General features: G+C 71.3%; 22 protein-coding genes and 1 pseudogene. 11 read left to right on the forward strand and 12 right to left on the reverse strand.

Annotated elements, in window-relative coordinates; translation table 11 throughout:
* The first annotated feature begins 77 nt into the window (after positions 1–77).
* Positions 78–2,111 (forward strand): thioredoxin domain-containing protein, encoded by a 2,034-nt coding sequence (locus ACFY4A_RS32240; RefSeq protein WP_390832853.1) that lies wholly within the window; start codon positions 78–80, stop codon positions 2,109–2,111.
* 50 nt (positions 2,112–2,161) lie between these two features.
* On the opposite strand, the gene ACFY4A_RS32245 is transcribed toward ACFY4A_RS32240, so the two are convergent.
* The 4 genes and pseudogenes from ACFY4A_RS32245 to ACFY4A_RS32260 form a co-directional block, all read right to left on the reverse strand.
* Positions 2,162–2,893: a Mut7-C RNAse domain-containing protein gene (locus ACFY4A_RS32245; protein WP_390832854.1), complete on the reverse strand. Its 732-nt coding sequence runs from the start codon at positions 2,891–2,893 to the stop codon at positions 2,162–2,164.
* Between the two features lie 34 nt (positions 2,894–2,927).
* On the reverse strand, positions 2,928–3,596 hold the full coding sequence (locus tag ACFY4A_RS32250) for a TetR/AcrR family transcriptional regulator (protein ID WP_390832855.1): 669 nt from the start codon (positions 3,594–3,596) through the stop codon (positions 2,928–2,930).
* Positions 3,597–3,619: 23 nt separating this feature from the next.
* Positions 3,620–4,527, reverse strand: a pseudogene (locus ACFY4A_RS32255) (MFS transporter); the annotation flags it as partial.
* A 216-nt stretch (positions 4,528–4,743) separates the two neighbouring features.
* Positions 4,744–5,457, reverse strand: coding sequence for a hemolysin III family protein (locus ACFY4A_RS32260; protein WP_390832856.1), 714 nt, complete (start codon positions 5,455–5,457; stop codon positions 4,744–4,746).
* A 287-nt stretch (positions 5,458–5,744) separates the two neighbouring features.
* On the opposite strand from ACFY4A_RS32260, the gene ACFY4A_RS32265 reads away from it, so the two are divergent.
* From ACFY4A_RS32265 to rfbD, 6 genes are all read left to right on the forward strand, one after another.
* A complete protein-coding gene (locus tag ACFY4A_RS32265) occupies positions 5,745–7,592 on the forward strand; it encodes a phosphoenolpyruvate carboxykinase (GTP) (protein WP_390832857.1) in 1,848 nt (615 codons plus the stop codon).
* A 291-nt stretch (positions 7,593–7,883) separates the two neighbouring features.
* Positions 7,884–8,828 carry a glucose-1-phosphate thymidylyltransferase RfbA gene (rfbA, locus tag ACFY4A_RS32270; protein ID WP_390832858.1) on the forward strand — a complete coding sequence of 315 codons (945 nt, stop codon included), beginning with the start codon at positions 7,884–7,886 and terminating at the stop codon, positions 8,826–8,828.
* A gap of 25 nt (positions 8,829–8,853) precedes the next feature.
* A complete protein-coding gene (rfbC, locus tag ACFY4A_RS32275) occupies positions 8,854–9,453 on the forward strand; it encodes a dTDP-4-dehydrorhamnose 3,5-epimerase (RefSeq protein WP_390832859.1) in 600 nt (199 codons plus the stop codon).
* A gap of 310 nt (positions 9,454–9,763) precedes the next feature.
* Positions 9,764–11,080, forward strand: a complete 1,317-nt coding sequence (locus tag ACFY4A_RS32280) for a collagen-like protein (protein WP_390832860.1) — start codon at positions 9,764–9,766, stop codon at positions 11,078–11,080.
* Between the two features lie 241 nt (positions 11,081–11,321).
* Entirely contained in the window at positions 11,322–12,296 is a 975-nt protein-coding gene (gene rfbB / locus ACFY4A_RS32285; protein ID WP_390832861.1) for a dTDP-glucose 4,6-dehydratase, read from the forward strand.
* Positions 12,293–13,210 carry a dTDP-4-dehydrorhamnose reductase gene (gene rfbD / locus ACFY4A_RS32290; protein WP_390832862.1) on the forward strand — a complete coding sequence of 306 codons (918 nt, stop codon included), beginning with the start codon at positions 12,293–12,295 and terminating at the stop codon, positions 13,208–13,210. Before rfbB ends, rfbD begins: the two co-directional genes overlap by 4 nt.
* Positions 13,211–13,293: 83 nt before the next feature.
* Here the strand turns inward: rfbD and ACFY4A_RS32295 are convergent, their stop codons facing one another.
* The 4 genes from ACFY4A_RS32295 to ACFY4A_RS32310 form a co-directional block, all read right to left on the reverse strand.
* Complete coding sequence (locus ACFY4A_RS32295) at positions 13,294–14,568, reverse strand: glycosyltransferase (protein ID WP_390832863.1); 1,275 nt, start codon at positions 14,566–14,568, stop codon at positions 13,294–13,296.
* Positions 14,565–15,152, reverse strand: a complete 588-nt coding sequence (locus ACFY4A_RS32300; protein WP_390832864.1) for a tetratricopeptide repeat protein — start codon at positions 15,150–15,152, stop codon at positions 14,565–14,567. Before ACFY4A_RS32300 ends, ACFY4A_RS32295 begins: the two co-directional genes overlap by 4 nt.
* Positions 15,153–15,491: 339 nt before the next feature.
* A complete protein-coding gene (locus tag ACFY4A_RS32305) occupies positions 15,492–15,923 on the reverse strand; it encodes a hypothetical protein (RefSeq protein ID WP_390832865.1) in 432 nt (143 codons plus the stop codon).
* A gap of 102 nt (positions 15,924–16,025) precedes the next feature.
* Complete coding sequence (locus ACFY4A_RS32310) at positions 16,026–17,237, reverse strand: pyridoxal phosphate-dependent aminotransferase (protein ID WP_390832866.1); 1,212 nt, start codon at positions 17,235–17,237, stop codon at positions 16,026–16,028.
* A gap of 216 nt (positions 17,238–17,453) precedes the next feature.
* Between ACFY4A_RS32310 and ACFY4A_RS32315 the strand changes: the two genes are divergently transcribed.
* On the forward strand, positions 17,454–18,329 hold the full coding sequence (locus ACFY4A_RS32315) for a serine protease (protein ID WP_390832868.1): 876 nt from the start codon (positions 17,454–17,456) through the stop codon (positions 18,327–18,329).
* 257 nt (positions 18,330–18,586) lie between these two features.
* Here ACFY4A_RS32315 and ACFY4A_RS32320 read toward each other — a convergent pair whose 3' ends face one another.
* Positions 18,587–20,230: an amidohydrolase family protein gene (locus tag ACFY4A_RS32320; protein ID WP_390832869.1), complete on the reverse strand. Its 1,644-nt coding sequence runs from the start codon at positions 20,228–20,230 to the stop codon at positions 18,587–18,589.
* 150 nt (positions 20,231–20,380) lie between these two features.
* Positions 20,381–21,685 (reverse strand): amino acid deaminase, encoded by a 1,305-nt coding sequence (locus ACFY4A_RS32325; RefSeq protein ID WP_390832870.1) that lies wholly within the window; start codon positions 21,683–21,685, stop codon positions 20,381–20,383.
* Positions 21,686–21,874: 189 nt separating this feature from the next.
* On the opposite strand from ACFY4A_RS32325, the gene ACFY4A_RS32330 reads away from it, so the two are divergent.
* The 3 genes from ACFY4A_RS32330 to ACFY4A_RS32340 all read left to right on the forward strand — a co-directional run bounded on the left by ACFY4A_RS32330 (position 21,875) and on the right by ACFY4A_RS32340 (position 23,723).
* Positions 21,875–22,636 (forward strand): IclR family transcriptional regulator, encoded by a 762-nt coding sequence (locus tag ACFY4A_RS32330; protein WP_390832871.1) that lies wholly within the window; start codon positions 21,875–21,877, stop codon positions 22,634–22,636.
* Positions 22,633–23,052, forward strand: a complete 420-nt coding sequence (locus ACFY4A_RS32335) for a RidA family protein (protein WP_390832872.1) — start codon at positions 22,633–22,635, stop codon at positions 23,050–23,052. Before ACFY4A_RS32330 ends, ACFY4A_RS32335 begins: the two co-directional genes overlap by 4 nt.
* 77 nt (positions 23,053–23,129) lie before the next feature.
* Positions 23,130–23,723 (forward strand): hypothetical protein, encoded by a 594-nt coding sequence (locus tag ACFY4A_RS32340; protein WP_390832873.1) that lies wholly within the window; start codon positions 23,130–23,132, stop codon positions 23,721–23,723.
* Positions 23,724–23,790: 67 nt separating this feature from the next.
* Here the strand turns inward: ACFY4A_RS32340 and ACFY4A_RS32345 are convergent, their stop codons facing one another.
* Together ACFY4A_RS32345 and ACFY4A_RS32350 are read right to left on the reverse strand one after the other, a co-directional pair.
* A complete protein-coding gene (locus tag ACFY4A_RS32345) occupies positions 23,791–25,056 on the reverse strand; it encodes a hypothetical protein (protein WP_390832874.1) in 1,266 nt (421 codons plus the stop codon).
* Positions 25,057–25,113: 57 nt separating this feature from the next.
* Positions 25,114–25,638, reverse strand: a complete 525-nt coding sequence (locus ACFY4A_RS32350; protein WP_390832875.1) for a SigE family RNA polymerase sigma factor — start codon at positions 25,636–25,638, stop codon at positions 25,114–25,116.
* Positions 25,639–25,727 lie beyond the last annotated feature (89 nt).

The raw sequence follows: 25,727 nt of genomic DNA on the forward strand, positions 1-25,727 counted from the left end.
GAGGGCCGGGGCACACGAGGAGTCGCGGGGCGATCACCATCCGCGTCCGGCGGGGCCGGGTGAGGCAGGATGGAGGTATGCCGAACCGACTGGCCCACGAGACGTCCCCGTACCTGCTCCAGCACGCCGACAACCCGGTCGACTGGTGGCCGTGGTCGGCGGAGGCCTTCGAGGAGGCCCGGCGTCGCGACGTCCCCGTGCTGCTGAGCGTCGGGTACAGCAGCTGCCACTGGTGCCATGTCATGGCGCACGAATCCTTCGAGGACCGGGCCACCGCCGCCTTCCTCGACGAGCACTTCGTCAGCGTCAAGGTGGACCGCGAGGAGCGCCCCGACGTCGACGCCGTGTACATGGAGGCCGTGCAGGCGGCCACCGGGCAGGGCGGGTGGCCGATGACCGTGTTCCTCACGCCCGACGCCGAGCCGTTCTACTTCGGCACGTACTTCCCGCCCGAGCCCCGGCACGGCATGCCCTCCTTCGGGCAGGTCCTCGAAGGGGTGCGGCAGGCCTGGCAGACCCGGCGGGAGGAAGTCGCCGACGTCGCCGGGAAGATCGTGCGGGACCTGGCGCACCGGGAGATCGACTACGGCGCCGCGCGGCCCCCCGGTGAGGAGGAACTGGCTCAGGCGCTGCTCGCGCTGACCCGGGAGTACGACGCGCAGCGCGGCGGGTTCGGCGGGGCGCCGAAGTTCCCGCCGTCGATGGTGATCGAGTTCCTGCTGCGGCACCACGCCCGCACCGGCTCCGAGGGCGCCCTCCAGATGGCGTGGGACACCTGCGAGCGGATGGCCCGCGGCGGCATCCACGACCAGCTCGGCGGCGGCTTCGCCCGGTACTCCGTCGACCGCGACTGGGTGGTGCCGCACTTCGAGAAGATGCTGTACGACAACGCCCTGCTGTGCCGGGTCTATGCCCACCTGTGGCGGGCCACCGGCTCCGACTTCGCCCGCCGGGTCGCCCTGGCGACCGCCGACTTCATGGTGCGCGAACTGCGCACCGCCGAAGGCGGGTTCGCCTCGGCCCTGGACGCCGACAGCGACGACGGGACGGGCCGGCACGTCGAGGGCGCCTACTACGTCTGGACCCCCGCCCAGCTGCGTGAGGCCCTCGGCGCACAGGACGCCGAACTCGCCGCCCGCTGTTTCGGCGTGACCGAGGAGGGCACCTTCGAGCACGGCTCCTCCGTTCTGCAACTTCCCGTGCAGGAAGGCGTTTTCGACGCCGACCGGGTCGAGTCCGTCCGGCGCCGGCTGCTGACGAAGCGGGCCGAGCGTCCGGCGCCCGGCCGGGACGACAAGGTCGTCGCCGCCTGGAACGGGCTGGCGATCGCCGCCCTCGCCGAGACCGGCGCCTACTTCGACCGCCCGGACCTGGTCGAGGCCGCGGTCGGCGCCGCCGATCTCCTGGTCCGGCTGCACATGGACGAGCACGCCGGGCTGCGCCGTACCAGCAAGGACGGCCGAGCCGGAGCCAACGCCGGGGTGCTGGAGGACTACGCCGACGTCGCCGAGGGCTTCCTCGCTCTCGCCTCCGTCACCGGCGAGGGTGTCTGGCTGGATTTCGCCGGGCTGCTCCTCGGGCACGTGCTCACCCGGTTCGCCGACCCGGAGTCGGGCTCCCTGTACGACACGGCCGCCGACGCCGAGCGGTTGATCCGCCGGCCGCAGGACCCCACCGACAACGCCACCCCCTCCGGCTGGTCGGCGGCCGCCGGCGCCCTGCTCGGCTATGCCGCCCATACGGGTTCCGAGGTCCACCGCACCGCCGCCGAGCGGGCGTTGGGCGTGGTGGGCGCGCTCGGCCCGCGCGTTCCGCGCTTCATCGGCTGGGGCCTCGCCGTCGCCGAGGCCCTGCTCGACGGCCCGCGCGAGATCGCGGTGGTCGGCCCGTCCCTCGACGACGCGGCGGCGAAGGCCCTGCACCGTACGGCACTTCTGGGCACCGCCCCCGGCGCGGTCGTCGCGTACGGCACCCCGGAGAGCGAGGAGTTCCCGCTGCTCGCGGACCGGCCCCTCGCCCACGGCGAGCCGACCGCCTACGTCTGCCGCAACTTCACCTGCGACGCCCCCACGACCGACCCGGACCGCCTGCGCACCGCACTGGGCGGCTGAGCCGGGCCCCGGATGTCAGCTCCGGGACGGGCCCGGACATCAGCCCGACATCAGCTCCGGTCGGCGTACCCGGCCAGGGCGCGTTCCACGATGGCCTCCAACTGGTCGTGATGGGCACCCTTCCAGTAGGCGCGGCCGCAGTCGCGGCAGCGGGCGAAGACGTCGTACGTGCGGTGCGTGCCGTGCTCGAGCTGGTCGGCCACCTCGTCCTTCGTGGCGTCCCGCAGCAGGCCGTTGCAGGCGGTGCAGCGGGTCCAGGGGCGCAGGTCGGGGCGGAAGCGGTCGAGGACGTCCTGGAGCTGGGCGTCGGGGCGTGTGCTGTAGACGTAGGCGCCCGCCCACAGTTCACGGCGGCGCAGCAGGCCCCGGTCGCGGCTGAGCATGACCCGCTTCTCGGCGGCCGAGCGGGCGGCGAGCGCGGGGTCGCCGATGTCGGTGGACTCGTAGGCCGTGTCGACGCCCAGCAGGCGCAGACGGCGGGCCAGGGTGCCCAGGTGCACGTCGAGGAGGAAGCGCAGGGGGGCGCCGGGGACCTGCTGGGGGCGTGCGACGGCCCGCACCTGAACCGTCTCGTCCGCCCGCGGCACGTGCGACACCGGCACCTCACGGCCGTCCACCACCAGAGCGCCGACCTCGGTGAGCGGCACCCCCAGGGACTCCACGACGTGGCCGAGCGTCGAGACGCCGTCCGTGACGACCGCGGTGGCGCCGCGGCGCCGGGCGTGCGGGACGAACAGGTGCAGGCCGGGGGCGAACCCGACGTGGATCTCGGGACCGTTCACCCGGACAGGATGGCACGGGTGCGGGGCGCTGAGCTCATGGATTTCCGGTGGGCAGGCCGTGTTCCAGGACGTCCATGGCGCGGACCATGAGGTCGGTCAGGTCCTCCCTGTGCCCGTTCTCGGCCCAGTACATGGAGACCTCCATCAGACCGCCGACCAGGGACATCGCGTAGACCCGCACCTCCAGGCCGTCCTGGTCCAGGCCGGTGCGGGCCGCGATGGCCTGGCGGATGAGCACGCCGGTGGCCGACATGCTCTCCATCATCCGGGAGCGGACCGCGGGCACCTCGGCGCCCAGCCGGGTCCGCAGCCGGGTCACCTCGGGCTCCTCGCTCAGCCCGAGCGCGAGGGCCTTGCGCATCACGTGCCGGAGCGAGTCCATCCACGGCTCGTCCGCGGGCCGGGAGCGCAGTTCCTCCAGCATGATCGCGTCGTACTCGTCCGTGAGGACGATGTCCTCCTTGGTCGGGAAGTAGCGGAAGACGGTCGACGGCGACACCTCGGCGCGGTCGGCGATCTGCTCGACCGTCGTGGCGTCGTACCCCTGCTCCTCGATCAGCGCGAACGTCGCCGATCGGATCGCCTGCCGGGTCTTGAGCTTCTTGCGTTCCCTCAGTCCCATCGGAGGGCGGTCGGCGGGGGGCATGGGGGTCCCTCCCTGCTCGAGCGGAGTCGAGAGCTTGGGGGAGCGTGCGGCCGTCATGAAGGTCATTGTCCGGCACCCGGTCAGGGACGGGCCATGGCCGGGTCCTCCTCCGGCTCGGCCCGTACGGCAGCGGCCTGGGCGCCGCCCGGCAGGAACGCGGCCGCCAGCAGCGCCGCCACCACCGAGGCGATCCCGCCCACCAGCAGCACCAGGCCCATGCCGTGCGCGTACGCCCCGCTCGCGGAGGCCGCCAGGTGCGCCGAGCCCGTCCTCTCGGCGACGAGGTGGGCTGCGACCACGGACTGCCCGGCGGTGTGCGCGGCCTCGGAGGGCAGCCCGGTGACGTCGAGCCGGTGCCGGAAGGCGCTCGCCAGGAGACTGCCGAGCAGGGCGATGCCGACCGCGCCGCCGACCCGGCGCAGCGTCATCAGCAGACCGGAGCCTCCCCCACTGCCTCAACGGCGTGGGGGACCCCCAGCCGGCCCGGTCGGACGGCAGGGCGGCCAGCGCCCCGTCCATGGCCGGGACGACGGAGAACCCGAAGCCGACACCGTCGATCGACAGCCACAGCGCGGTGAAGCGGTAGCCGGACTCCACCGTCGTACGGCTGCCCAGCAGCGCGGCGAAGGCGAGCACCACCAGGCCCGCGGTGACACCGCCCGCGGTCCGAACCGGGCGGCGACCGGCTGCGCTCCCTTCGCGGCGACCAGTAGCCCGCCCATCATGGGCAGCAGCCGCACGCCGGTGCCGAGCGCGTCGTGGCCGAGCACGGCCTGGAGGTGGGGCGGCAGCACGAACGTCAGGCCGCTCAGCACGAACATCACCGGGGTCGCGGCGATCGTGCACAGGAAGCCGCGCCGGGCGAGCAGCGTCATGTCGAGCAAGGGGCGGGCCTCCCGGCGCTCGCGCAGCACGAGCCCGGCCAGGAGGGCGGCGGCCGCCGTGAACATGGCGAGCACCAGCGGGTGCCCCAGCCGCGCTGCGGGGATCGCGCCGCACGTCTTCGGTGCGGGTGAGAGTAGCCAGGTGAGAGTAGTCAATAAATGACAGTAGCCGTCAAAATCTAGGGTCTATCAATCGGTGCCGACTGCCGGGCGTTCTCCCGGGCGCCTTCCGCGTGCTCTCCCGGGTTTTCGGGCATACGGAAAAGGCCATGGCTCGTGTGAGCCATGGCCTGGAGGGTGGGGGGATGTGAGGGGCCCTGTTACGCGTGCTGGTACGCCACCAGCGAGATGCCCACGTAGTGCACCACGAAGGCGGCCAGCGTGAAGGAGTGGAAGACCTCGTGGAAGCCGAACCAGCTCGGTGACGGGTTCGGTCGCTTGATGCCGTAGACGACGCCGCCCGCGCTGTAGAGAAGCCCGCCGACGACGACCAGGACCAGGACGGCGATGCCGCCGGTGCGCAGGAAGTCCGGCAGGAAGAACACGGCCGCCCAGCCCATCGCGATGTAGCAGGGGGTGTAGAGCCAGCGCGGGGCGCCGACCCAGAAGACGCGGAACACGATGCCGGCGGCGGCCGCGACCCATATGCCCCACAGCAGCCACTGCCCCTTGGCGCCGGGCAGGAGCAGCAGGGTGAGCGGCGTGTACGTGCCCGCGATGATCAGGAAGATGTTCGCGTGGTCGAGCCTGCGGAGCACGCCGCCCATGCGCGGCCCCCAGTTGCCCCGGTGGTACAGCGCGCTGACGCCGAAGAGCAGGCAGGCGGTGAGGACGTAGATCCCGCAGGCGATCCGTCCGCGGGTGGAGCCGGCCAGCGCGGTGAGTGCGAGCCCCGCGACGAGCACGGCCGGGAACATGCCGAGATGCAGCCAGCCGCGCAGCTTCGGCTTGACCGGGTGCGGCAGGGTGGGCGCGACCGGACCGCGGCCGGCGACCGGCGTGTCCAGGGGCGCGTCGGAGGCGGACGCAGTCATGCGCGCATCGTACCTACGGCACCGTGAGTCGTGTAGCAGTGCCGGACGGTGAGCGCGGCCATCGGGCCGAACGCAAAAAGGCCTTCAGTCGAATCCCATGTGGACGCAAAGAATCGCGGGAATCGTGGCATTACTCACGTCGCTCACCTGTGACGCCCCCTGGACAGATGGGCACTCTCGTCGGATGATCAAATGAGTGCGGTCGGCACCGGATGAGCGGCTACGAAGCGTCCGGGTCGCAGCCCCCACGGGGCGACAAGACAAAAACCCCTCATTTAGGAGCGATCGTGGCGCGCGACATCGCGGCTCCCCCCGTCATCCCCACCCACCACAAGGAACTGATCTCGTGGGTCAATGAGATCGCCGAACTCACGCAGCCGGACAGCGTGGTCTGGTGTGACGGATCCGAGGCCGAGTACGAGCGACTGTGCGAGGAGCTCGTCCGGAAGGGCACCTTCCGGAAACTCGACCCGATCAAGCGCCCCAACTCCTACTACGCGGCGTCGGACCCGTCCGACGTGGCCCGCGTGGAGGACCGGACGTTCATCTGTTCCGAGAAGGAGGAGGACGCCGGCCCGACCAACCACTGGAAGGCGCCCGCCGAGATGCGGGAGATCTTCCAGGGGTCGGACGGCAAGGGAGGCATATTCCGCGGCTCGATGAAGGGCCGGACGATGTACGTCGTCCCGTTCTGCATGGGCCCGCTGGGTTCGCCGCTGTCCGCGATCGGCGTCGAGATCACCGACTCCGCCTACGTCGCGGCGTCCATGCGCACCATGACCCGCATGGGGCAGCCGGTGCTGGACGAGCTCGGTGACGACGGCTTCTTCGTCAAGGCCGTCCACACCCTGGGCGCCCCGCTGGAGCCGGGTCAGGAGGACGTCCCCTGGCCGTGCAACTCCACCAAGTACATCTCGCACTTCCCCGAGACCCGCGAGATCTGGTCCTACGGCTCCGGCTACGGCGGCAACGCGCTGCTCGGCAAGAAGTGCTACGCCCTGCGCATCGCCTCCGTCATGGCGCGCGACGAGGGCTGGCTGGCCGAGCACATGCTGATCCTCAAGCTCACCCCGCCCACCGGTGAGGCCAAGTACGTCGCCGCCGCCTTCCCGAGCGCCTGCGGCAAGACCAACCTCGCCATGCTGGAGCCGACGATCTCCGGCTGGACCGTCGAGACCATCGGCGACGACATCGCGTGGATGCGGTTCGGCGAGGACGGCCGGCTGTACGCGATCAACCCCGAGGCCGGCTTCTTCGGCGTCGCGCCCGGCACCGGCGAGCACACCAACGCCAACGCCATGAAGACGCTGTGGGGCAACTCGGTCTTCACCAACGTCGCCCTCACCGACGACGGCGACGTGTGGTGGGAGGGCATGACGGAGGAGACCCCGGCGCACCTCACCGACTGGAAGGGCAACTCCTGGACCCCCGAGTCCGAGACGCCCGCCGCCCACCCCAACGCCCGCTTCACCACGCCCGCCGCGCAGTGCCCGATCATCGCGCCGGAGTGGGAGGACCCCAAGGGCGTGCCGATCTCGGCGATCCTGTTCGGCGGCCGCCGCGCCTCCGCGGTGCCGCTGGTGACGGAGTCCTTCGACTGGAACCACGGCGTCTTCCTCGGTGCCAACGTCGCATCCGAGAAGACGGCCGCCGCCGAGGGCAAGGTCGGCGAGCTGCGCCGCGACCCGTTCGCCATGCTGCCGTTCTGTGGCTACAACATGGGCGACTACATGGGCCACTGGATCGAGGTCGGCAAGGCCGCCGAGCAGCGTGACGGCGACCAGTCCAAGCTGCCGAAGATCTACTACGTCAACTGGTTCCGCAAGAACGACGAGGGCAAGTTCGTCTGGCCCGGCTTCGGCGAGAACAGCCGCGTGCTGAAGTGGATCGTGGAGCGCCTGGACGGCACGGCCGAGGGTACCGAGACCCCGATCGGCGTCCTGCCGACCAAGGCGGCCCTGGACACGGACGGCCTCGAACTGTCCGAGTCCGACCTGGAGTTCCTGCTCACGGTCGACAAGGACGTATGGCGCGAGGAGGCCGCCCTGGTCCCCGAGCACCTGAACACCTTCGGCGACCACACGCCCAAGGAGCTGTGGGACCAGTACCGCGCGCTCGTCGAGCGCCTGGGCTGACGCGGTCCTCGACCCCAAGCCCCAAGCCCCTGAGCTCCGCGGCCGGCTGACCGACCTGCCCTGACCTGCAACGTCGCCCCGGCCGGCCGCGGCGACGATCCCGAGAGGCCGGGTGCGCACAACGGCGTGCGCACCCGGCCTCTCCGGCGTGCGCGCGTGTACTCGCGGCGATCGGGCCTGTTCGGGCGGCGGTCGGCCTGTTCCGCGGCGGTGTGCGGGAAGGTCCGGCGCAGACGCGGCAAACCGCGTCCAAAAGGCGGCATTCAAGGGCAATTCGCCTATGGTGATGCCATGCGCGGAATCCTGTTGGCCGGAGGCACCGGCTCGCGACTGTGGCCGTTGACCCGCACGGTGTCGAAGCAGCTCCTGCCGGTCTTCGACAAGCCCATGGTCTATTACCCGCTTTCCACACTGGTGATGGCCGGAATCCGGGAGATTCTGATCATCACCACCCCGGAAGACCAGCAGCAGTTCCGCCGGTTGCTCGGCGACGGCAGTCAACTCGGCCTGCGATTCCAGTACATGGCGCAGGAACGCCCGGAAGGAATCGCCCAGGCCTTCCTGCTGGGGGCCGACTTCATCGGCGGCGAGCCGGTTTCCCTGATCCTGGGCGACAACATCTTCCACGGCAGCGGCCTCGGCACTCGGCTGGCCCGCAACGCGGACCTGAAGGGCGGCAGGGTCTTCGCCTACCCGGTGGCCAACCCCTCGGCCTACGGCGTCGTGGAGTTCGACGAACTGGGCCGGGCGCTGTCCATCGAGGAGAAACCGGCCCTGCCCCGGTCCCGGTACGCCGTTCCCGGGCTGTACTTCTACGACGATCAGGTCGTTGAGATCGCCAGGCGCCTGCGGCCCAGCGCCCGGGGCGAGTTGGAGATCACCGACCTCAACCGCGCCTATCTGGAGTCCGGGAGCCTGCACGTCGTCCGGCTCGACCGGGGCACCGCGTGGCTGGACACGGGGACCTTCGCCTCCATGGTCCAGGCCTCGGAGTACGTCCGCGTGGTCGAGGAACGCCAGGGCTTCAAGATCGGCTGTGTCGAGGAGGCGGCCTGGCGGGCCGGCCTGATCGACGACGCCCGGCTCAGCGAACTGGCCCAGCCGCTCCTCAAGAGCGGATACGGCCACTATCTGCTGGGTCTGCTGGAGGACCCCCGGTCCGTCGTCATGCCCCAGCCGGGCAGCGGATCGCGCCGGGAAGAACTGCTGCGCACCGGGCCGGGCGTGCCCGCGTGACGGCCCCGTCGGAAAGGAATTGTGCGTGAGACCGCTTCGCATCGAAGGGGCCTGGGTGGACGCGCCCCAGGTGTTCACGGACGGCAGAGGGCGATTCCACGAGTGGTTCAAGGACGAGAGGTTCCAGGATTCCACCGGCCAGGGACTCAGGCTCGCCCAGGCCAACTGCTCGCGTTCCGTTCGCGGAACGCTCCGCGGCATCCATTTCGCGTCGGTCCCGCCGGGACAGGCCAAGTACGTCACCTGTGTCAGCGGCGCGATCCTCGACGTGGTGGTCGACATCCGTACCGGTTCTCCGACGTTCGGGGAATGGGAGGCGGTCCGGCTGGATGACGCCACGCACCGCTGCGTCTACCTCTCGGAAGGCCTCGGCCACGCCTTCATGGCGCTGGAGGACAACTCCACGGTCGTCTATCTGTGTTCGGAGGGGTACGCGCCACAACGCGAACACGGGATCAATCCGCTCGACCCGCGGCTGGCCGTTTCCTGGCCCGACGGCCTCGCACCGATCCTGTCCGAGAAGGACGCCGCGGCGCCCACCCTGGAGGAGGCCGAGCGGCAGGGCCTGCTGCCTTCCTTCGAGGACTGCGCCGTCTATCGCAGAGGCCTTCTGAGCAATGCCTGAGACGGGTGTGCCCGACGGAATTCAGATCCGCGCGAAAGCGGCGCGGGGAATCGATGCCGGGGAATCGATGCCGGGGAAACGGTGCCTGGGAATCCGGACGCATTGAGGCTGCTCGGGTGATTTACCGACCACGCACAGTGTTTGCTCCGCAAATTTTCCGGCGCCGTGAGTAAAGAATGTCCTCGTCCGTGGCCAAGGGCACGTGACACGCATGCGAACGAAGCGCACCGAGTGCGCGCGCTTGCAGTTTGATCCCTCCCAGTTCCTGAGGAAGGTTCTCTTGAACCGTAGAACGATCCGAAGTTCACGCTTGAGGTCGGCCACGCTCGTGTCGGCGAGCGCGCTGGCCGTGGCGCTCAACGTTGCCCCGAGCACGGCTGCCATCGCCAACGCGATCGAGAGGTCCAGCGATCGCAGTGCGGTGGTGACCCCCGGTTCGAACGACCCGTGGGCCGACAGGGGCCACCACAACCGCGGTCCGCAAGGCCCGCAGGGCAAGCGGGGTCCGCAGGGCCCGCAGGGCAAGGAAGGCAAGCGAGGCCCGAAGGGCGACAAGGGCGACAAGGGCGACAAGGGCGACCTGGGCCCCCAGGGTCCCCAGGGCAACGGCCAGGGTCCCCAAGGCCCCCAGGGCTTCCAGGGCTTCCAGGGCGTCACGGGTGCCACCGGCGCGACCGGTCCCGGGGGTCCGCAGGGAACCCAGGGCAACACGGGTGCCACCGGTGCCACGGGTCCGCAGGGTGTGCCCGGCGAGCAGGGCGTTCCCGGCGTTCCGGGCGTTCCAGGCGTTCAGGGTCCGCAGGGCTCCCAGGGCGACACCGGTGCCACGGGTGCCACGGGTGCCACCGGTCCAATGGGTCCCCAAGGCGCTACCGGTGCCACCGGCCTGACCGGTGCCACCGGTCCGCAGGGCGACCAGGGTGCCACTGGTGCCACTGGTGCCACCGGTGCGACGGGTCCGCAGGGCAACGCCGGTGCGACGGGTGCCACGGGCGCGACCGGTCCGGTGGGTCCGCAGGGCGCCATCGGTGCGACCGGCCTGACGGGTGCCACCGGTCCGCAGGGCGACCCGGGTGTGCCCGGTGCGACGGGTCCGGTGGGTCCGCAGGGCGACACCGGTGCGACGGGTGCCACGGGCGCCACCGGCCCGGTGGGTCCGCAGGGCGCCACGGGTGCCACCGGCACGACCGGTGCCACCGGTCCGCAGGGCCCGCAGGGTGAGACCGGTCTGCAGGGCCTCCCGGGTCTGCCCGGTCCACAGGGTCTCCCGGGTCTGCCCGGTCCGCAGGGTGCCATCGGTGCCCAGGGTGCCATCGGCCCGCAGGGTGCCCAGGGTAGCGTTGGTGCGCAGGGTGGGTTGGGTGCCCAGGGTGCTCAGGGTGCGCAGGGTTCCCAGGGCACCGTCGGTCCCACCACCGTCGTGACCGGAGCTCCGGGAGTGACGTCGACCGCCGTGTGTGCCGCCGGCGAGGCCATCGGTGGCGGTTACACAGGCGCCCCCGGCTCCGCCGCGAGCGAGAGCGCCCCGATCTTCACCGGAACCGGCCCCGCCACCGGGTGGCAGGCCACCTCCAGCGGCGCCACTATTCTCACCGCCTACGCGATCTGCACCACCGCGGGCCCGTGATCGGCCGCCCGATCCGGAAATGAGCGAGGGTGCCCCGGGGTTTCGGCCTCGGGGCACCGCCCGTGTTCTGCCCGCGCTCCTGGCGTCGCGGCAGACTCCGACGCCAGCAGCGACGACATCAGCCCGTATCGGTCCAGCCTGCCCGGAACGCGCCGCGCCCCTGAGCGGCGTGGAAGGCGCGCTCCGGCGACCGGGCACCTGGCCCGGTTCCGAACGCGGGCGCCAGGAAAATCGGAGAGTCATGCGTATCCTTGTGACCGGCGGCGCCGGATTCATCGGTTCGGAATATGTCCGCCAACGGTTGAACTCCGATCCGACGGCGCGGATCACCGTCCTCGACAAACTCACGTATTCCGGGGTCGAGGCCAATCTGGCGTCGGTGGCGGACCATCCCGGGTACACCTTCGTCCGGGGTGACGTCTGCGACCCGGACGTGGTCGGCCAGGTGATGGCGGGCCAGGACGCGGTGGTCCATTTCGCCGCCGAGTCGCACGTGGACCGGTCGATCGACGGGGCGGGCCCCTTCGTCCGCACCAACGTGACGGGCACACAGGTGCTCCTGGACGCGGCCCACCGCCACCGCGTCGGCCGTTTCCTGCACGTGTCCACCGACGAGGTGTACGGCTCGATCGGCGAAGGGTCGTGGACCGAGGAGTGCCCGCTCACTCCGAACTCCCCGTACTCCGCCTCCAAGGCCGGCTCCGACCTGCTGGCCCTCGCCCACCATCGCACCCACGGCCTGGACGTGGTCGTCACCCGGTGCACCAACAACTACGGGCCCCACCAGTTCCCCGAGAAGGTCATCCCGCTCTTCATCACCCGCCTGATCGACGGGAAGACGGTCCCCCTGTACGGCGACGGCCGCAACATCCGAGACTGGCTGCACGTCTCCGACCACTGCCGGGGCATCGACCTGGTCCTGCACGGCGGCAGGGCCGGGGAGGTCTACCACATCGGCGGCGGCACGGAGTTGTCCAACCACAAGCTCACCGGCCTGCTGCTGGACGCGGTCGGCGCGGACTGGGACCGGGTCGAGCACGTCGCCGACCGCAAGGGCCACGACCTGCGCTACTCGCTGGACGACGGCAAGATCCGCGAACAGCTCGGCTACGCCCCGCAGGTGGACTTCGCCGAAGGCCTGGCCGCCACGGTCTCCTGGTACCGCGCACACCGCAGCTGGTGGGAGCCGCTCAAGGAGAGGGCCGGACTGCGATGAGCACCGGATGGCTGGTGACCGGTGCGCGCGGGCTCCTCGGACAGGACGTGCTGGCCGAACTCGCCGCCGATCCGGACGCCGAGGTGACCGGACCGCGCCGTGACCAGCTGGACATCACCGATCCGGCCGCCGTGCGCGAGGCCGTCCGGGGCCACCGCGTGGTCGTCAACTGCGCCGCCTGGACGGACGTCGACGGCGCCGAGCGGTCCGAAGCGGCGGCAACGGCCGTCAACGGTACGGGCGTACGTCACCTGGCACAGGCCTGCGCGGACGCCGGCGCGCTCCTGCTGCACGTCTCCACCGACTACGTGTTCCCGGGCGACCGCCGCGGCCCCTACCCCGAGGACGCACCCACGGGACCCGTCAACGCGTACGGGCGCAGCAAACTGGCGGGCGAGCGAGCCGTCGTCGAACTGCTGCCGCACACCGGCTACGTGGTGCGCACCGCCTGGCTCTACGGGGCGCACGGCCGCAACTTCGTGGCCACCATGCTCGAACTCGCCGCCCGGCGCGAGAGCTTGGACGTGGTGGCCGACCAGCACGGACAGCCCACCTGGTCCCGCGCGCTCGCCCGGCGGCTGGCGGCCCTCGGCCGTGCGGCCCTGGCCGGTCGGGCACCTGCGGGCACCTACCACGGCACGGCGGCCGGCCACACCACGTGGTACGGCCTGGCCCGGGAGACCTTCCGCCTCGCCGGCCTCGATCCGGAACGGATCCGCCCGGTCGGCTCGGAGAAGTTCCCGCGCCCGGCGGCTCGTCCCGCCTTCGGTGTCCTCGGTCACGGCAACTGGGCCCGATGCGGTCTGCCGCCCCTTGAGCGGTGGGACGACCAGCTGACCGCGGCCCTCGCCGAGCCGCCCTTCGCCGCTCTGGCCGCCGCGGCGCGCGCGAACGGCGCACGCCTACAGGCCTGACCGGCCGCGCCGGACCCGGGACAAGGAGAGGCGCCCTGGCGGAACCTGATGTTCCGCCGGGGCGCCTTCGCGCCGTGCGGGTTCTAGACCAGGAGCGGTCCTCCGCACCGCTCGGCGCCCTCCTTCATCGCGATGAGGTTGGCGACGACGTAGGAGATGTTGTTGCGGGAGTGCCACTCGCTGGGGAAGTAGGTGACCAGGCGCGAGGACTGGAACCTGGCCTGGATCTCGGGCACGAAGGTTCGGTACTGGTTGTCCGTGTAGTACCAGAACGAGTTCTCGTTGTAGTAGGCGACGTGGGTCGGGTCCTGGTACGCGCCGCGGCCGTCGGAGCTGGGCGTCATGGTGAGGAGCATGCCGCCGGGCGCCAGCAGCCGGTACAGCTCGTTGATCAGCGGCACCTTCGCGGGCACGTGCTCGAGGAAGTCCACCGCCCGCATCAGGCCGACGGAGTTGTCGGGCAGGTCCAGCTTTCCGGGCAGCGTCGCGACGATGTCGACGCCGTCTCCCGGATACTGGTCCACGCCCAGGTAGCCCGGCGGCTTGCGGTGGGCCGCGCCGAGGTCCAGGGCGAGCAGACCGCGACGCTGGGTCCAGGCCAGGGCGTTGGCCTCGATGTACTTGTCGTACAAGGCGACCGTCTCGCGCTGGATGTGCGCGTTGATCTCCGGGTCGCGCTGGGTGTTCGCCGGGTGCATCCGCTGGAGGTACAGGCAGCGGTCGATGTGGTGGAAGTCGCCGACGTGGAACAGCCGGCACATCAGGTCCTGGTCGTCCAGCACGGTGCGTGAGGCGTCGTACCCGCCGGCCTTCTCGTAACTCTCCTTGCGGAACGCCCGCACGTGGTTGGGCGCGTACCAGATGTAGGAGACGTTGTGCGGCGTGGGCTCCATGGAGACGGCCTGGAGCAGCTTGCGGCCGTCGACCCGCACGTCCTCGAACTTCCAGCCGTGCGCCTCGTTGAAGCGGGAGTTGTCCCGCTTGCCGTCCTCGGTGATCTGCGCGGTGTTGCTGTAGACGAGGACGGCATCGGGATGCGCGTCGAACGCCTTGCCCAGCTCGGCCAGGCAGGCCTTCGCCAGGAGGTCGTCGTGGTCGAGTTCGACGAGGATCTCCCCGCGGGCCAGCTCGCAGGCCCTGCGCTTGGCCGCCCCGACACCGCTGACGTCGTCCGCGATCTCCACGTGGACCCGGTCGTCGCGCTGCTCGGGCCGCCACCGGGCACCGTTGTTGAGCAGGACGATCCACTCCCAGTCCGAACAGGTCTGCGCCTGGAGGGTTTTGAGGCACTCATCGAGGAAGCGGGGCTGGTGGCTGGGTGTGAAGACGGAGAACCTCGGTGTCGCAGTCGACGTCATCTGGTGGCACCTGCCTGACTCGATGTCGGTGTGGGGCTTACCTTGTCCCGGAACGGCTCCGGGACCGCGGAGTGCAGCGAGGGATCGGCCGCGACGGCACGGCCGAACTCCTCCTCGGCCTCGTCGTCACGGTCCTTCTGCGCCAGGATCAAGCCGAGTTGGAGATGGGCCGTGGCGGCCCTGGGCGTGGCGGCGATGGCGCGTTGCAGGAGTCCGACGGCCTGGCCGGGGTCGCGCGACTTGACCAGGACCGCCTTGTTGTAGAGGGCCGGGGCGTACTTCGGGTCGATCTTCAGCGCCTCGTCGTAGGCCTTGCGGGCGTCGCCGGCCCGGCCTTCCTGCTGGGCGATGACACCGAGGTCGTACCAGGCGACCTTGTTGCGCGGATCGAGTTCCAGCACGCGCCGGAACGTCCGGGTCGCCCCGACGTAATCGCGGTACTGCACCTGGAGATTGCCCGCTTGCAGAAGCGTGGCCGTCTCTTGCGACTTGCGGCCCTGAACGGCCTTGGATTCCGGGGTGGTCGCGGTCATCGGGTGGGACGTGATCGCCCAGGAGGTCACCCCGGTGGCAACTGCGCCCACACCGATGAGCGTCACCCACAATCGCCTACGTTTCACTTTGTCACATTTCGTGGAATAGTGAGGGACGGACAGAGGTGGCTCTTCTCGTGCGGCCGGAACCGGAGGGCGGGTCCTACCGGTGCCGACGGGCCGGAGTCCGAACCACCGTCATGTGCGCCGACGTTACGAGGCCGACTTGTCGACGTCGCCGTTTGGCAGGCATGTGGGGCGTACAGACCACTCGAATGTACGCATGAAAGGCGGCGCGACGGCGCGCGCGTTCATGGCGCCCGGTCCGCGCGTCGCTGCGGGTTGCGCGCGGACCGGGGCCGATCAGGAGCCCCCGGCAGGGGCTGAGAGCTAGCCGGCGGCACTCAGCTTCCGCGGCTCGCCCTGCGCGGCCGCGTGCGCGTCCATCCGCTCGGCCGCCAGGATCGCCGCCGCGGTGTCCGCCCGGGAGGCGGCGACGACGAGCGCGCGGCCGGCGAGCGCGTGCGCCCGCTGGTGCAGCGCCGACGGTTCGCGGGCGGCGGCCAACGACGCGCGGGCCGGAGCATGGCCTCCGCCCAGCCGGGCCACCTGCTCGGCGAGCCGCTCGGCCGCGGTGTCCAGATCCGTGGAGGGGGTCAGTGCGCGCAGCTCATCCGTGACGGCGAGCAGCGCCGCGAGATGGCCCGCGAGCTGGATGTCCAGCTCCTCCTCGCGGGAGCGGTGGGGGAAGTCGGAGGTGGGGCCGGCCATCGGGTTCTGGACGGACCTGCCGGAAGGCCCGGTGCGGATCGGTTCGTACATGGGACGGCCTCCTGTGCTCTGACAGAAGACATCCTAGCTTAGAACACGTCTAAAGTTGAGGCCGTTCGTGGAGCCGGTCCGCAGGGGCACCGAACGTGAGCGTCAGGCCTGGCTGTAGCCGTCCAGGAAGGTGCCGATCCGGCCCACCGCGTCCCGCAGGTCGCCGACCGAGGGCAGCGTGACGACCCGGAAGTGATCCGCCTCGGGCCAGTTGAAGCCCGTGCCCTGGACGACCATGATCTTCTCGCGGCGCAGCAGGTCCAGGACCATCCGCCGGTCGTCCTTGATCTTGAAGACCGCGGGGTCCAGGCGCGGGAAGAGGTACAGGGCGCCCTTCGGTCGTACGCACGTCACGCCCGGGATCTGCGTGAGCAGTTCGTAGGCGACGTCCATCTGCTCCTTCAGCCGCCCGCCCGGCAGGACCAGGTCGTTGATGCTCTGCCGTCCGCTGAGCGCGGCCACCACGCCGTGCTGGCCCGGCATGTTCGCGCACAGACGCATGTTCGCCAGGATCGTCAGGCCCTCGAGGTAGGAGTCGGCGTGCGCGCGGGGGCCGGAGACGGACATCCAGCCCACCCGGTAGCCGGCCACCCGGTACGCCTTGGACATGCCGTTGAACGTCAGGGTCAGCAGGTCCGGCGCGACCGACGCGGTCGGGGTGTGCGTGGCGTCGTCGTAGAGGATCTTGTCGTAGATCTCGTCGGAGCAGACCAGCAGGTTGTGCCGGCGGGCGATGTCGGTCAGCCCCTTGAGCACCGCCCGGTCGTAGACCGCGCCGGTGGGGTTGTTGGGGTTGATGATGACGATCGCCTTGGTGCGGTCGGTGACCTTGCGTTCCACGTCGGCGAGGTCGGGCATCCAGTCGGACTGCTCGTCGCAGCGGTAGTGGACGGCGGTGCCGCCGGACAGGGAGACCGCGGCCGTCCACAGGGGGTAGTCCGGCGCCGGCACGAGGACCTCGTCGCCGTCGTCCAGCAGCCCCTGCATGGCCATCACGATCAGCTCGGAGACGCCGTTGCCGATGAAGACGTGCTCGACGTCCGTCTCGATCCCGAGGGTCTGGTTGTGCATGACGACCGCGCGCCGGGCGGCCAGCAGGCCCTTGGCGTCGCCGTAGCCGTGGGCCGTCGAGACGTTGCGGAGGATGTCCTCCAGGATCTCCGGCGGGCACTCGAAGCCGAACGCCGCCGGGTTGCCCGTGTTCAGCTTCAGGATGCGGTGACCGGCCGCCTCCAGGCGCATCGCTTCCTCGAGCACCGGGCCCCGGATCTCGTAACAGACGTTGGCGAGCTTGGTCGACTGGATCACCTGCATGTCGAGGAGCTTACGGCCGGGTATCGCCCGATGGCGCGTGTTTTCCACCACGTGAGACGTCTGCGTGTCGGCCCGCGCCGCCGCGGCAGGGCAGGGAAAGCCCTACGGCCCCGAACCGCTCCCTTGTTGCCGCACCCCTCTGCATTCACAATGCGCATGACAAAGAAGGGCGGCCGGAAGATCTCCGGTCGCCTCCGTCGCAAGAGGGGACCCCACATGAGAAAGCCTCTCGTCGCCGCGCTGTTCGCCCTGGTGATCGCCGGGGCGGGCGCGGCACCCGCGGTCGCCGCGCCCGCACCCGAGCAGAACGCCGCGCGGGTGACCGGCGCAGACCGTGCGACCGCCGCCCCCGCCCTGGCGGCCGTCGACTTCGCCGGCACCGTCGCGCTGAGCAACTGCTCCGGCTCGGTCATCCGTCTCCCCGGCTCCGCGGACGGCGACCCGGCGCTCGTGCTCAGCAACGGCCACTGCCTGGAGACCGGCTTCCCGTCGCCCGGCCAGGTCATCGTGGGCCAGGCGTCCAGCCGCACCTTCGGTCTGCTCAACTCGGCCGGCACCCAGGTCGCGACACTCCGGGCGAACAAGGTCGTCTACTCGACCATGACCGACACGGACGTCACGATCTACCAGCTCACCAGCACCTACGCGCAGATCAAGAGCTCCTACGGCATCAACGCGCTGCCCCTGGGCGACACCCACCCGGTCGCCGGCATCGCCATCAAGGTGGTCTCCGGCTACTGGAAGCGGATCTACAGCTGCGACATCGACGGGTTCGTCTACCAGTTGAAGGAGGGCGGCTGGACCTGGAAGGACTCCGTCCGCTACACCTCCGCCTGCAACACGATCGGCGGCACGTCGGGCTCGCCCGTCATCGACACCGCCACCGGCAAGGTCGTCGCCGTCAACAACACCGGCAACGAGAGCGGCGGCCGCTGCACCGTGAACAACCCGTGCGAGGTCGACGCGAACGGCACCATCACCGTCCGGCAGGGCATCAACTACGCCCAGCAGACCTACCAGATCCCCGGCTGCTTCGGCGCCGGCAACAAGCTCGACCTGAGCAGGAGCGGCTGCGCCCTGCCCAAGCCCTGAGGTCTTCCGTTCGGATCGGGCCGGATCAGGGAGCGGGGTCCGGTGCTGGGGCACCTCCCACGCCCTTCGGGCAGTGGGGGAGCATCGCAGGGCGGAGGAGGGCGGCAGGGCGGAGCCCTGCCGACCGACGACAACGCGGCTGGGGGTGCCCCTGTTCGAAGAGCTTGGGGGAGCGGTGCCGGACCCCGCGAGCCCGGCCTGATCCAAACGAGAGGCCCCAGCCCTGACCGAGCGCGGGGCGGGGCGGGCGGTCGCGCTCAGGTCCGGCGGACCGCCCGCCCCGCCAGTACGTCGGTGCGCCGTCCGTCCTCGATCACGAACCGGCCGTCGATCAGGACGTACGGAATCCCCGTCGGCAGCGCGCGCGGCCGCTCGAAGGTGGAGCCCGGCGCGACCGTGGCCGGGTCGAACAGGACCAGGTCGGCCCGGTACCCCTCGCGGACCACACCTCGGTCCGGCAGCCGCAGCCGGGCCGCCGGGCGCCCGGTGAGGTGCGCGACGCACTCCTCCAACGACAGCACCCCCAACTCCCGTACGTACCGGCCGAGATACCGCGGGAAGGTGCCGTAGGCCCGCGGATGCGGCTTGGTGCCCCGCAGGATGCCGTCGGAGCCGCCGGTGTGGACGCGGTGGCGCATGATCGCCCGGACGTTCTCCTCGTGGCCGACGTGCTGGAGCACCGTCGTGCCCAGCCGGTCCTCCAGCAGCAGCCGCCGGGCGGTGGTCCAGGGTTCCTCGCCGCGCCGGGCCGCCGCCTCCCGGACCGTCAGGCCGACGTACTCGGCGAGCGCGGGGACGGTGACCCCGGAGATCTCGATCGTCTCCCACTCCACCGGGACCCCGTGGCAGCCGTCCGAGCCGGTCACCTCCAGGCGGTGGCGGATCCGCTCCGCGGTGTCCTCGTCGGCCAGCCGCCCGAGGACCGCCTCCGGGCCGCCCTCGCCCGCCCAACTCGGCAGCAGGGCCGCCAGGGTGGTGCAGCCGGGGGTGTAGGGGTAGGTGTCCAGGGTGATGTCGGCGCCGGCGGCGAGCGCGTCGTCGAGGAGGGCCAGGAGTTCGCCGGCGCGGCCCTTGTTCGGGCCGAAGTTCAAGGTGGCGTGCGCCAGGTGCAGCGGGCAGTCCGCCTCGCGCGCGAGCCGCACCATCTCCGCGTACGCCTCCAGCGCTCCGGCGCCGTAACTGCGGTGGTGCGGACAGTAGTAGCCGCCGTGCGCCGCCACCACCCGGCACAGCTCGGTCAGTTCGGCGTCCCCCGCGTACATCCCGGGGGTGTAGGTCAGCCCGGAGGACATGCCGACCGCGCCCTGCAGCATGCCCTCGGCGACCAACCGACGCATGCGGTCCAGCTCTTCGGGCGTGGCCGCACGGTCCTCCCAGCCGACGGCGAGCGCCCGGACCGTGCCCTGGGGGACCAGGTAGGCGGCGTTGACGGCGATGCCCTCGCCGTCGAAGCCGTGGTCGAGCCGGTCCAGGTACTCGCCCACCGAACACCAGGTGAAGTCGATGTCGTCGCCGTCGCCGTTCCAGCCGCTGATCGCCCGGCGCACCTCGGCGAGGGTACGGTCGTCGACCGGCGCGTACGACAGCCCGTCCTGCCCGACGACCTCCAGCGTGACGCCTTGCGCGGCCTTCGCGCTGTGGTCGGGGTCGCGCAGCAGGGCGAGATCGCTGTGGGCGTGCATGTCGATGAAGCCCGGGGCCAGCACCAGGCCCTCCGCGTCCAGCTCCCGCCTCGCCCGCGGGCGCTGGCAGCCGGCCGCCGCGGCCTCCTTGACGACCGAGACGATCCTGCCGTCCTGGACGGCCACGTCGGCGCGGTAGGAAGGGGTGCCGGTGCCGTCGGCGACGTCCGCGTCCCGGATGACCAGATCGGCGAAATCGGCGAGCTCCACCGGGTCCATGGCCGCGCCTCCCGAAGCGTCTAGTGTCCTGCGCCAGTAATCCGTTGGTAGATCCTGTCTCGCACCGGCGTTTGGGTCCGGTCCAGCAACCAGGCGTGTTGACCGCCTGAGGCTCAGTGCGAACTACCTAGGAACTTCCGGCGCAGGACACTAGAAGAACGTACGGACGTAGTCGACGACCGTACCGTCCGCCTCGGCCACCGGGATGAGCGGCCACTTGTCGAAGGACGTGCACGGGTGGGAGAGCCCCAGGCCGACCCAGTCGCCGATCTCCAGCTCCGCCCCGGGGGCGGTGCTCAGCCACGCGTGCTGGTCGGACAGGCCGGTGACCTCGATCCCGGTCGCCGGGCGTTCGACGCCGTCCCGGCGCACCACCTGGGCGAAGGGCAGGTCGAGGTCGTAGGCCGCGTCCCGCTTGCCCGCGTTGGCGAAGGCCTGTCCGGGGCTGGGGCGGGAGACCACCTGCGCCCAGAGGCGGAAGGCGGGCTCCAGGGCGCCCTCCTCGGGGGCGCGGTTGAAGGGCGTGATCCTGCGGTAGTGCCCGTCGTCGTGCGAGACATACGCGCCCGACCGCAGCAACTTCAGTACGGGCAGGGAGAGTTCGGGGATCCCGGCGAACACCTCGGCCACCGTGTCGAACCAGGCGCTGCCGCCCGCGCTCACCATGATCTCCTCGTCCCCCAAGCTCTCGGCTTCGCTCGAGCAGGGGGTACCCCCATGCGCGAACCGCCCGGCCTTGTCGAGATCCACGGCGAGGGCGACGAGCCGGGTCAGCCATGCCCGCACCCGCTCGGGGTCGGCCTGCGGCACCTCGCCCTCGTAACCGGCGACCCCGACGAGACGCAGGGTGTCCGTGGCCGCCACCGCGTCGGCGACCGCAAGGCACTCGGCCTCCGTGCGCACACCGGTCCGCGCGCCCTCCCCGGCCCCGAGCTCGACGACCACGTCCACCGGGCGGGTGGCCCCCTCCAGCGCCGCGTCCATCAGCTCCACCCCGCGCACGGAGTCGACGTAACAGACGAAGCGGAAGGAGGGATCGGCGGCCAGCTCGGCGGCGACCCAGCGCAGGGCCGCCGGGTCCACCAGCTCGTTGGCCAGGAAGACCCGCTGGATGCCGAACGCCCGGGCCACGCGCACCTGGTGCGGCACCGCCAGCGTGATGCCCCAGGCGCCGTGCTCCAGCTGGCGGTGGAAGAGCAGCGGGGCCATCGAGGTCTTGCCGTGCGGGGCGAAGGCGAGGCCGTGGCGGGCCGCGTAGGTCTCCATCAGCTTCAGGTTGTGCTCCAGGCGCTCGGCGGAGAGGGCGAGCACGGGCGTGGTGAAGCCGTCGGCGAAGAGGTTGCGGCGCTGGGCGGCCAGCTCGCCCACGGTCAGGCCGTCCGCGTCCGGCGGGAGGCCCTTGAAACGGTGGTCGACGCGTTCCTCGGCCAGCCGGGCGAGCGCTTCCGTGCTCATCGAGCCTCCTTCGGGACCGTTGCAAAATGTGCAAAGGTCGTTGTGCATAGTGCTTATCGGTGTCTAGCATCTCGCCGAATCCGGGTCAACGTCAGCGGCCCGGAACCCGATGGCGAAGACTGCGACTCGGCTTCGGCCGCCGGGCACCGAGCAAGGGGCCGAGAAGGCCGAGGAGGAGGTACGCATGCCGTGAGCCAGACCGTCGACCGGGCGCTGAGCATCCTGCCGCTGCTCGCCGAGGGTCCCGCCGACCTCGGGCGGGTCGCCGACCGCCTCGGCGTCCACAAGTCCACCGCGCTGCGGCTGCTGCGCACCCTGCACCGGCACGGGCTCGTCCACCGCCAGTCCGACCAGCGCTACCGCCTCGGCGCCCGTCTCTTCGCCCTCGCCCAGGAGGCGATGGAGAGCCTCGACGTGCGCGAGATCGCCCATCCCCACCTCCTGCGCCTGAACGAGCAGTGCGGGCACACCGTGCACCTGGCCGTCCACGAGGACGACGAGGTGCTGTACATCGACAAGGTGGACAGCCGCTACCCGGTGCGCATGTACTCCCGGATCGGCAAGCCCGTCGCCATCACCGTGGTGGCCGTGGCCAAGCTGCTGCTCGCCGACCTGCCCGAGGCCGAGCGGCGCGCGGTCGCCCAGAGGCTCGACTACCCCATGTACACGTCCCATTCGACACCGAACGCAGCCGCCTTCCTGAAGGAGCTGGCGACGGTGCGCGAACAGGGCTGGGCCGCCGACCTCGGCGGCCACGAGGAGTCCATCAACTGCGTCGCCGCGCCCATCCGCGGCGCCGACGGCCGGGTGGCCGCCGCGATGTCGGTCTCCGCGCCGAACGTCGTCGTCACCGCCGACGAACTCCTCGCCCTGCTCCCGCTGGTGCGCCGTACCGCGAACGCCATCAGCGACGAGTTCTCCGGCAGAAACCCAGTGAAGGACCCCGTATGAGCGACACGACGGCCAAGATCGCCCTCACCCCCGCGACCCACACCACCCCGCCCGCGAAGTTCTCCCACGGGGTGCGGAAGGGCAACGTCCTCCAGGTGGCCGGCCAGGTCGGCTTCCTGCCCGCCGAGGAGGGCGTGCCCCCCACGCCGGCCGGCCCGACCCTGCGCGAGCAGACCCTCCAGACCCTCGCCAACGTCAAGGCGATCCTGGAGGAGGGCGGCGCTACCTGGGACGACGTGATGATGATCCGCGTCTACCTCACGGACGTGGACCACTTCGCCGAGATGAACGACCTCTACAACACGTACTTCGAGGAACAGGGCCTCACCCAGCCGCCCGCCGCCCGCACCACCGTCTACGTGGGGCTGCCCGCGGGTCTGCTCATCGAGATCGACGCGCTCGCCGTGCTCGGCTGACGTGTCTTGGCCATCTTCGTATAACGAAGTCGGGGCTGGCTGTGCCCGGCACAGGATCGTCGACCATACTGCCCGCTGTGGAGCAGCGCATAGGTTCGAGCAGCCAGCCCCTGAAGGCCGAGCCCGTGAAGGGTGCCGGGTTCGACCCGGCCCACATCCCCGGGCTCACCGCACCCGCGACGACGGAACCGGAGGAAGCCCGGCCGCGGCAGGCCGAGCAGCCGCCGGCGGTCGCGGAGGCGGTCGCGGACGACGCCGGGACCGCCGGGGAGGAGGAGCGGCAGGAAGAGGAGCGGCAGGAGGAGGAGCGGCAGGAAGAGGTCGTCGACGGTCCCGTCTTCGAGGCCGCCGACCGCCGGGCCCGCATCGTCGCCGACCACGAGGGCGTACGCCTCGGCCTCGACGACCAGGAGTGCGAGTTCCGCTGGGACGAGATCGGCGCCGTCGAGACGGCGACCTCCCGTTTCGGCAAGCTGTTCACCATCACCGTCCACACCCCCGACCGGCGCTGGTACCCCATCGAGATCCAGGCCCCGGCCAGGGCGAGCTTCGCCGAGTGGGAGACGCGACTGGACGCGGTCCTGGACGCCTACTTCGAGGACGGCGCGGCCGACGAGGACGCCGCCGACGACGAGGCCGCGGCGGACGAGCCGCCCGCCGCCGACGCCTGACCCCGACGATCCTGACCCCGGCGGTACCGGGCCCGGACGGCTGCCGGGCCCGGTACCGCGTCGGAGATCAGCCGTGCGGATGCCACTTCGGGTCGGTGGCGATCGCCTCGAGCTGTTTCATGGTGAGCGCGGGCGCCTGGCGGGTCGCCGGGGTGTTCTGCGCCCCGGAGTTGAAGGCGCTGATCACCACGCGCCGGCCGTCGGGCCGGATGGTGTCCACGCTCCACCGGACGATCCCGGGGATGCCCTTCTCGCCGGGCTGCCGGCGCGTGACCACCTTGGTGCCGTCGGGCAGGACCTCGGCGTCCGGACCGAACAGCTCGTCCTCGAGGTCGCCCCGCGTGTCCAGCTGGACATTGACCTGCACCAGGCTCGTGCCCCTGCCGTCGTCCAGGACGACGTACCCGAAGCCGTCGTCGTCCGGACCGCTCTTGCCGACGATCCTGATCCCGTGCGGCACCAGACGGCTGAGCACCGCCGAGATCGAGCCGCCGGGGGTGACCGGCCCCGGGTCCGGCTCGGCCCCCGAGCGGTCGTCGAGGGGCAGGGCGTCGGCGGCCGCACGCAACTCGTGTGCGGTGGCGAGCGCCTTCAACCGACGTAGGTCCAGGGGTGGTTGCTCCCGGGTGACGGGCGAGTCCTTCTCGGCGGCGCTGTTCCACTCCTGGACGCCGATGTGCCCGCCCGCCGACGTGATGAGGTCGGCGGTCCACCGCTTCGTGCCGCTGCGGCTGTTCGGATACTCGTACCCCTTCAGGAGCATGAGGACGGAGCCGTCGGAGAGCTTGGCGGAGGTGCACGAGTCGTAGACGATGAACAGCTTGTCCGGGCACTGGGTGGTCTGGCGGGCCTCCAGGCTCCCGGGCCGCACCCGGCGGAGGGACACGGCGACGGCTGCCTCGCCCCCGCCGTCGTCGTACACGACGTTGGCGTAGGAATCGCGGTCCGTGCTGCCTCCGTCCGCGTTGCTGATCCGTCCCTCGGGAAGCAGCTTCTCGAGGGTGCGGACGAGTTCGTCGCCGGACATGACGGTCGCGGCGGCGGTCTCGGTGGGGGTGGCGGCGGCCCGCGCCGCCGGGCTGCCAGCCGCGGACCGCTGTCGTACGCCGTCCCCCTGGCCGCCGGGAAGGAGCAGAGCCCCGCCCAGCCCGACGAGCGCCACCGCGGCGGCGCCCCCCACGACGGCGGCGGCCCGCCGCCGCGAGCGAAGCCGCCGGCCGTGTGCTTCGCCGCGGGCGGCCAGCATCTGCTGGTCGCTTGCGAACGCGGTGCCGGTGTCCCGCAGGACGTCGGCGAGCCGTTCCTCGAAGGGGTCGTGGTCTGCAACAGGCATGGCGAACCGCCTTTTCCGCAAGGGTGGTCGTTGATCCGGTCGTAGGGCGGGAACAGGTCAGGGACTCGCGTACTCGGCGAGCGAGTCGCCGAGCAGCGCGCGCAGCCGGGCGAGGGCGCGGACGCAGCGGGTCCGGACGGCGGCCGAGCTGGCGTTCAACGCGGCGGCCGTCTCCTCGACGCTGCGGTCCTCCCAGTAGCGCAGGACGACCACCGCGCGGTCCTTGGCGGACAGCTGTCCGAGCGCTTCCAGGAGGGTCAGCCGCAGCGGCGCGTCACCGCCCGTCCGCGGCTCGGGGACCTCGGGGAGGACATCGGTGGCGCGTTCCCTGCGGCTGCTGTGGCGACGCCGGTGGGCGAGGAACGCGCGGGTGAGGACGGTCTGCGCGTACGCGGCCGGGTTGTCGGCGCGGGAGATCCGGCCCCAGCGGAGGTACACCCGGCCGAGGGTCTCCTGGACGAGGTCCTCGGCGAGATGGGTGTCACCGCCGGTGAGCAGACAGGCCGACCGGTACAGATGCCCGGCGCGCGCCACCGCGAACTCCTGGTACCCGTCGGTCCAGTCGCTCCGGCCCTGCCCCATGTGCCCTCCCTGTGTTCCCCGCGCGCTCCGCGGTCCCCGGTCGCGCCCCCACCCCATTGATGCGGTGGACCCCCCGGAATGTTTCACGG

Source organism: Streptomyces sp. NPDC001292, from assembly GCF_042896465.1.
Taxonomy (GTDB): Bacteria; Actinomycetota; Actinomycetes; order Streptomycetales; family Streptomycetaceae; genus Streptomyces.

Excerpts from the sequence above, each read along its gene's own strand:
- ACFY4A_RS32240 (WP_390832853.1), top strand. The coding sequence starts at position 78 with ATGCCGAACCGACTGGCCCACGAGACGTCCCCGTACCTGCTCCAGCAC.
- ACFY4A_RS32250 (WP_390832855.1), bottom strand. The coding sequence starts at position 3,596 with ATGACGGCCGCACGCTCCCCCAAGCTCTCGACTCCGCTCGAGCAGGGA.
- ACFY4A_RS32260 (WP_390832856.1), bottom strand. The coding sequence starts at position 5,457 with ATGACTGCGTCCGCCTCCGACGCGCCCCTGGACACGCCGGTCGCCGGC.
- rfbA (WP_390832858.1), top strand. The coding sequence starts at position 7,884 with ATGCGCGGAATCCTGTTGGCCGGAGGCACCGGCTCGCGACTGTGGCCG.
- rfbB (WP_390832861.1), top strand. The coding sequence starts at position 11,322 with ATGCGTATCCTTGTGACCGGCGGCGCCGGATTCATCGGTTCGGAATAT.
- rfbD (WP_390832862.1), top strand. The coding sequence starts at position 12,293 with ATGAGCACCGGATGGCTGGTGACCGGTGCGCGCGGGCTCCTCGGACAG.
- ACFY4A_RS32295 (WP_390832863.1), bottom strand. The coding sequence starts at position 14,568 with ATGACGTCGACTGCGACACCGAGGTTCTCCGTCTTCACACCCAGCCAC.
- ACFY4A_RS32305 (WP_390832865.1), bottom strand. The coding sequence starts at position 15,923 with ATGTACGAACCGATCCGCACCGGGCCTTCCGGCAGGTCCGTCCAGAAC.
- ACFY4A_RS32310 (WP_390832866.1), bottom strand. The coding sequence starts at position 17,237 with ATGCAGGTGATCCAGTCGACCAAGCTCGCCAACGTCTGTTACGAGATC.
- ACFY4A_RS32315 (WP_390832868.1), top strand. The coding sequence starts at position 17,454 with ATGAGAAAGCCTCTCGTCGCCGCGCTGTTCGCCCTGGTGATCGCCGGG.
- ACFY4A_RS32320 (WP_390832869.1), bottom strand. The coding sequence starts at position 20,230 with ATGGACCCGGTGGAGCTCGCCGATTTCGCCGATCTGGTCATCCGGGAC.
- ACFY4A_RS32325 (WP_390832870.1), bottom strand. The coding sequence starts at position 21,685 with ATGAGCACGGAAGCGCTCGCCCGGCTGGCCGAGGAACGCGTCGACCAC.
- ACFY4A_RS32335 (WP_390832872.1), top strand. The coding sequence starts at position 22,633 with ATGAGCGACACGACGGCCAAGATCGCCCTCACCCCCGCGACCCACACC.
- ACFY4A_RS32345 (WP_390832874.1), bottom strand. The coding sequence starts at position 25,056 with ATGCCTGTTGCAGACCACGACCCCTTCGAGGAACGGCTCGCCGACGTC.
- ACFY4A_RS32350 (WP_390832875.1), bottom strand. The coding sequence starts at position 25,638 with ATGGGGCAGGGCCGGAGCGACTGGACCGACGGGTACCAGGAGTTCGCG.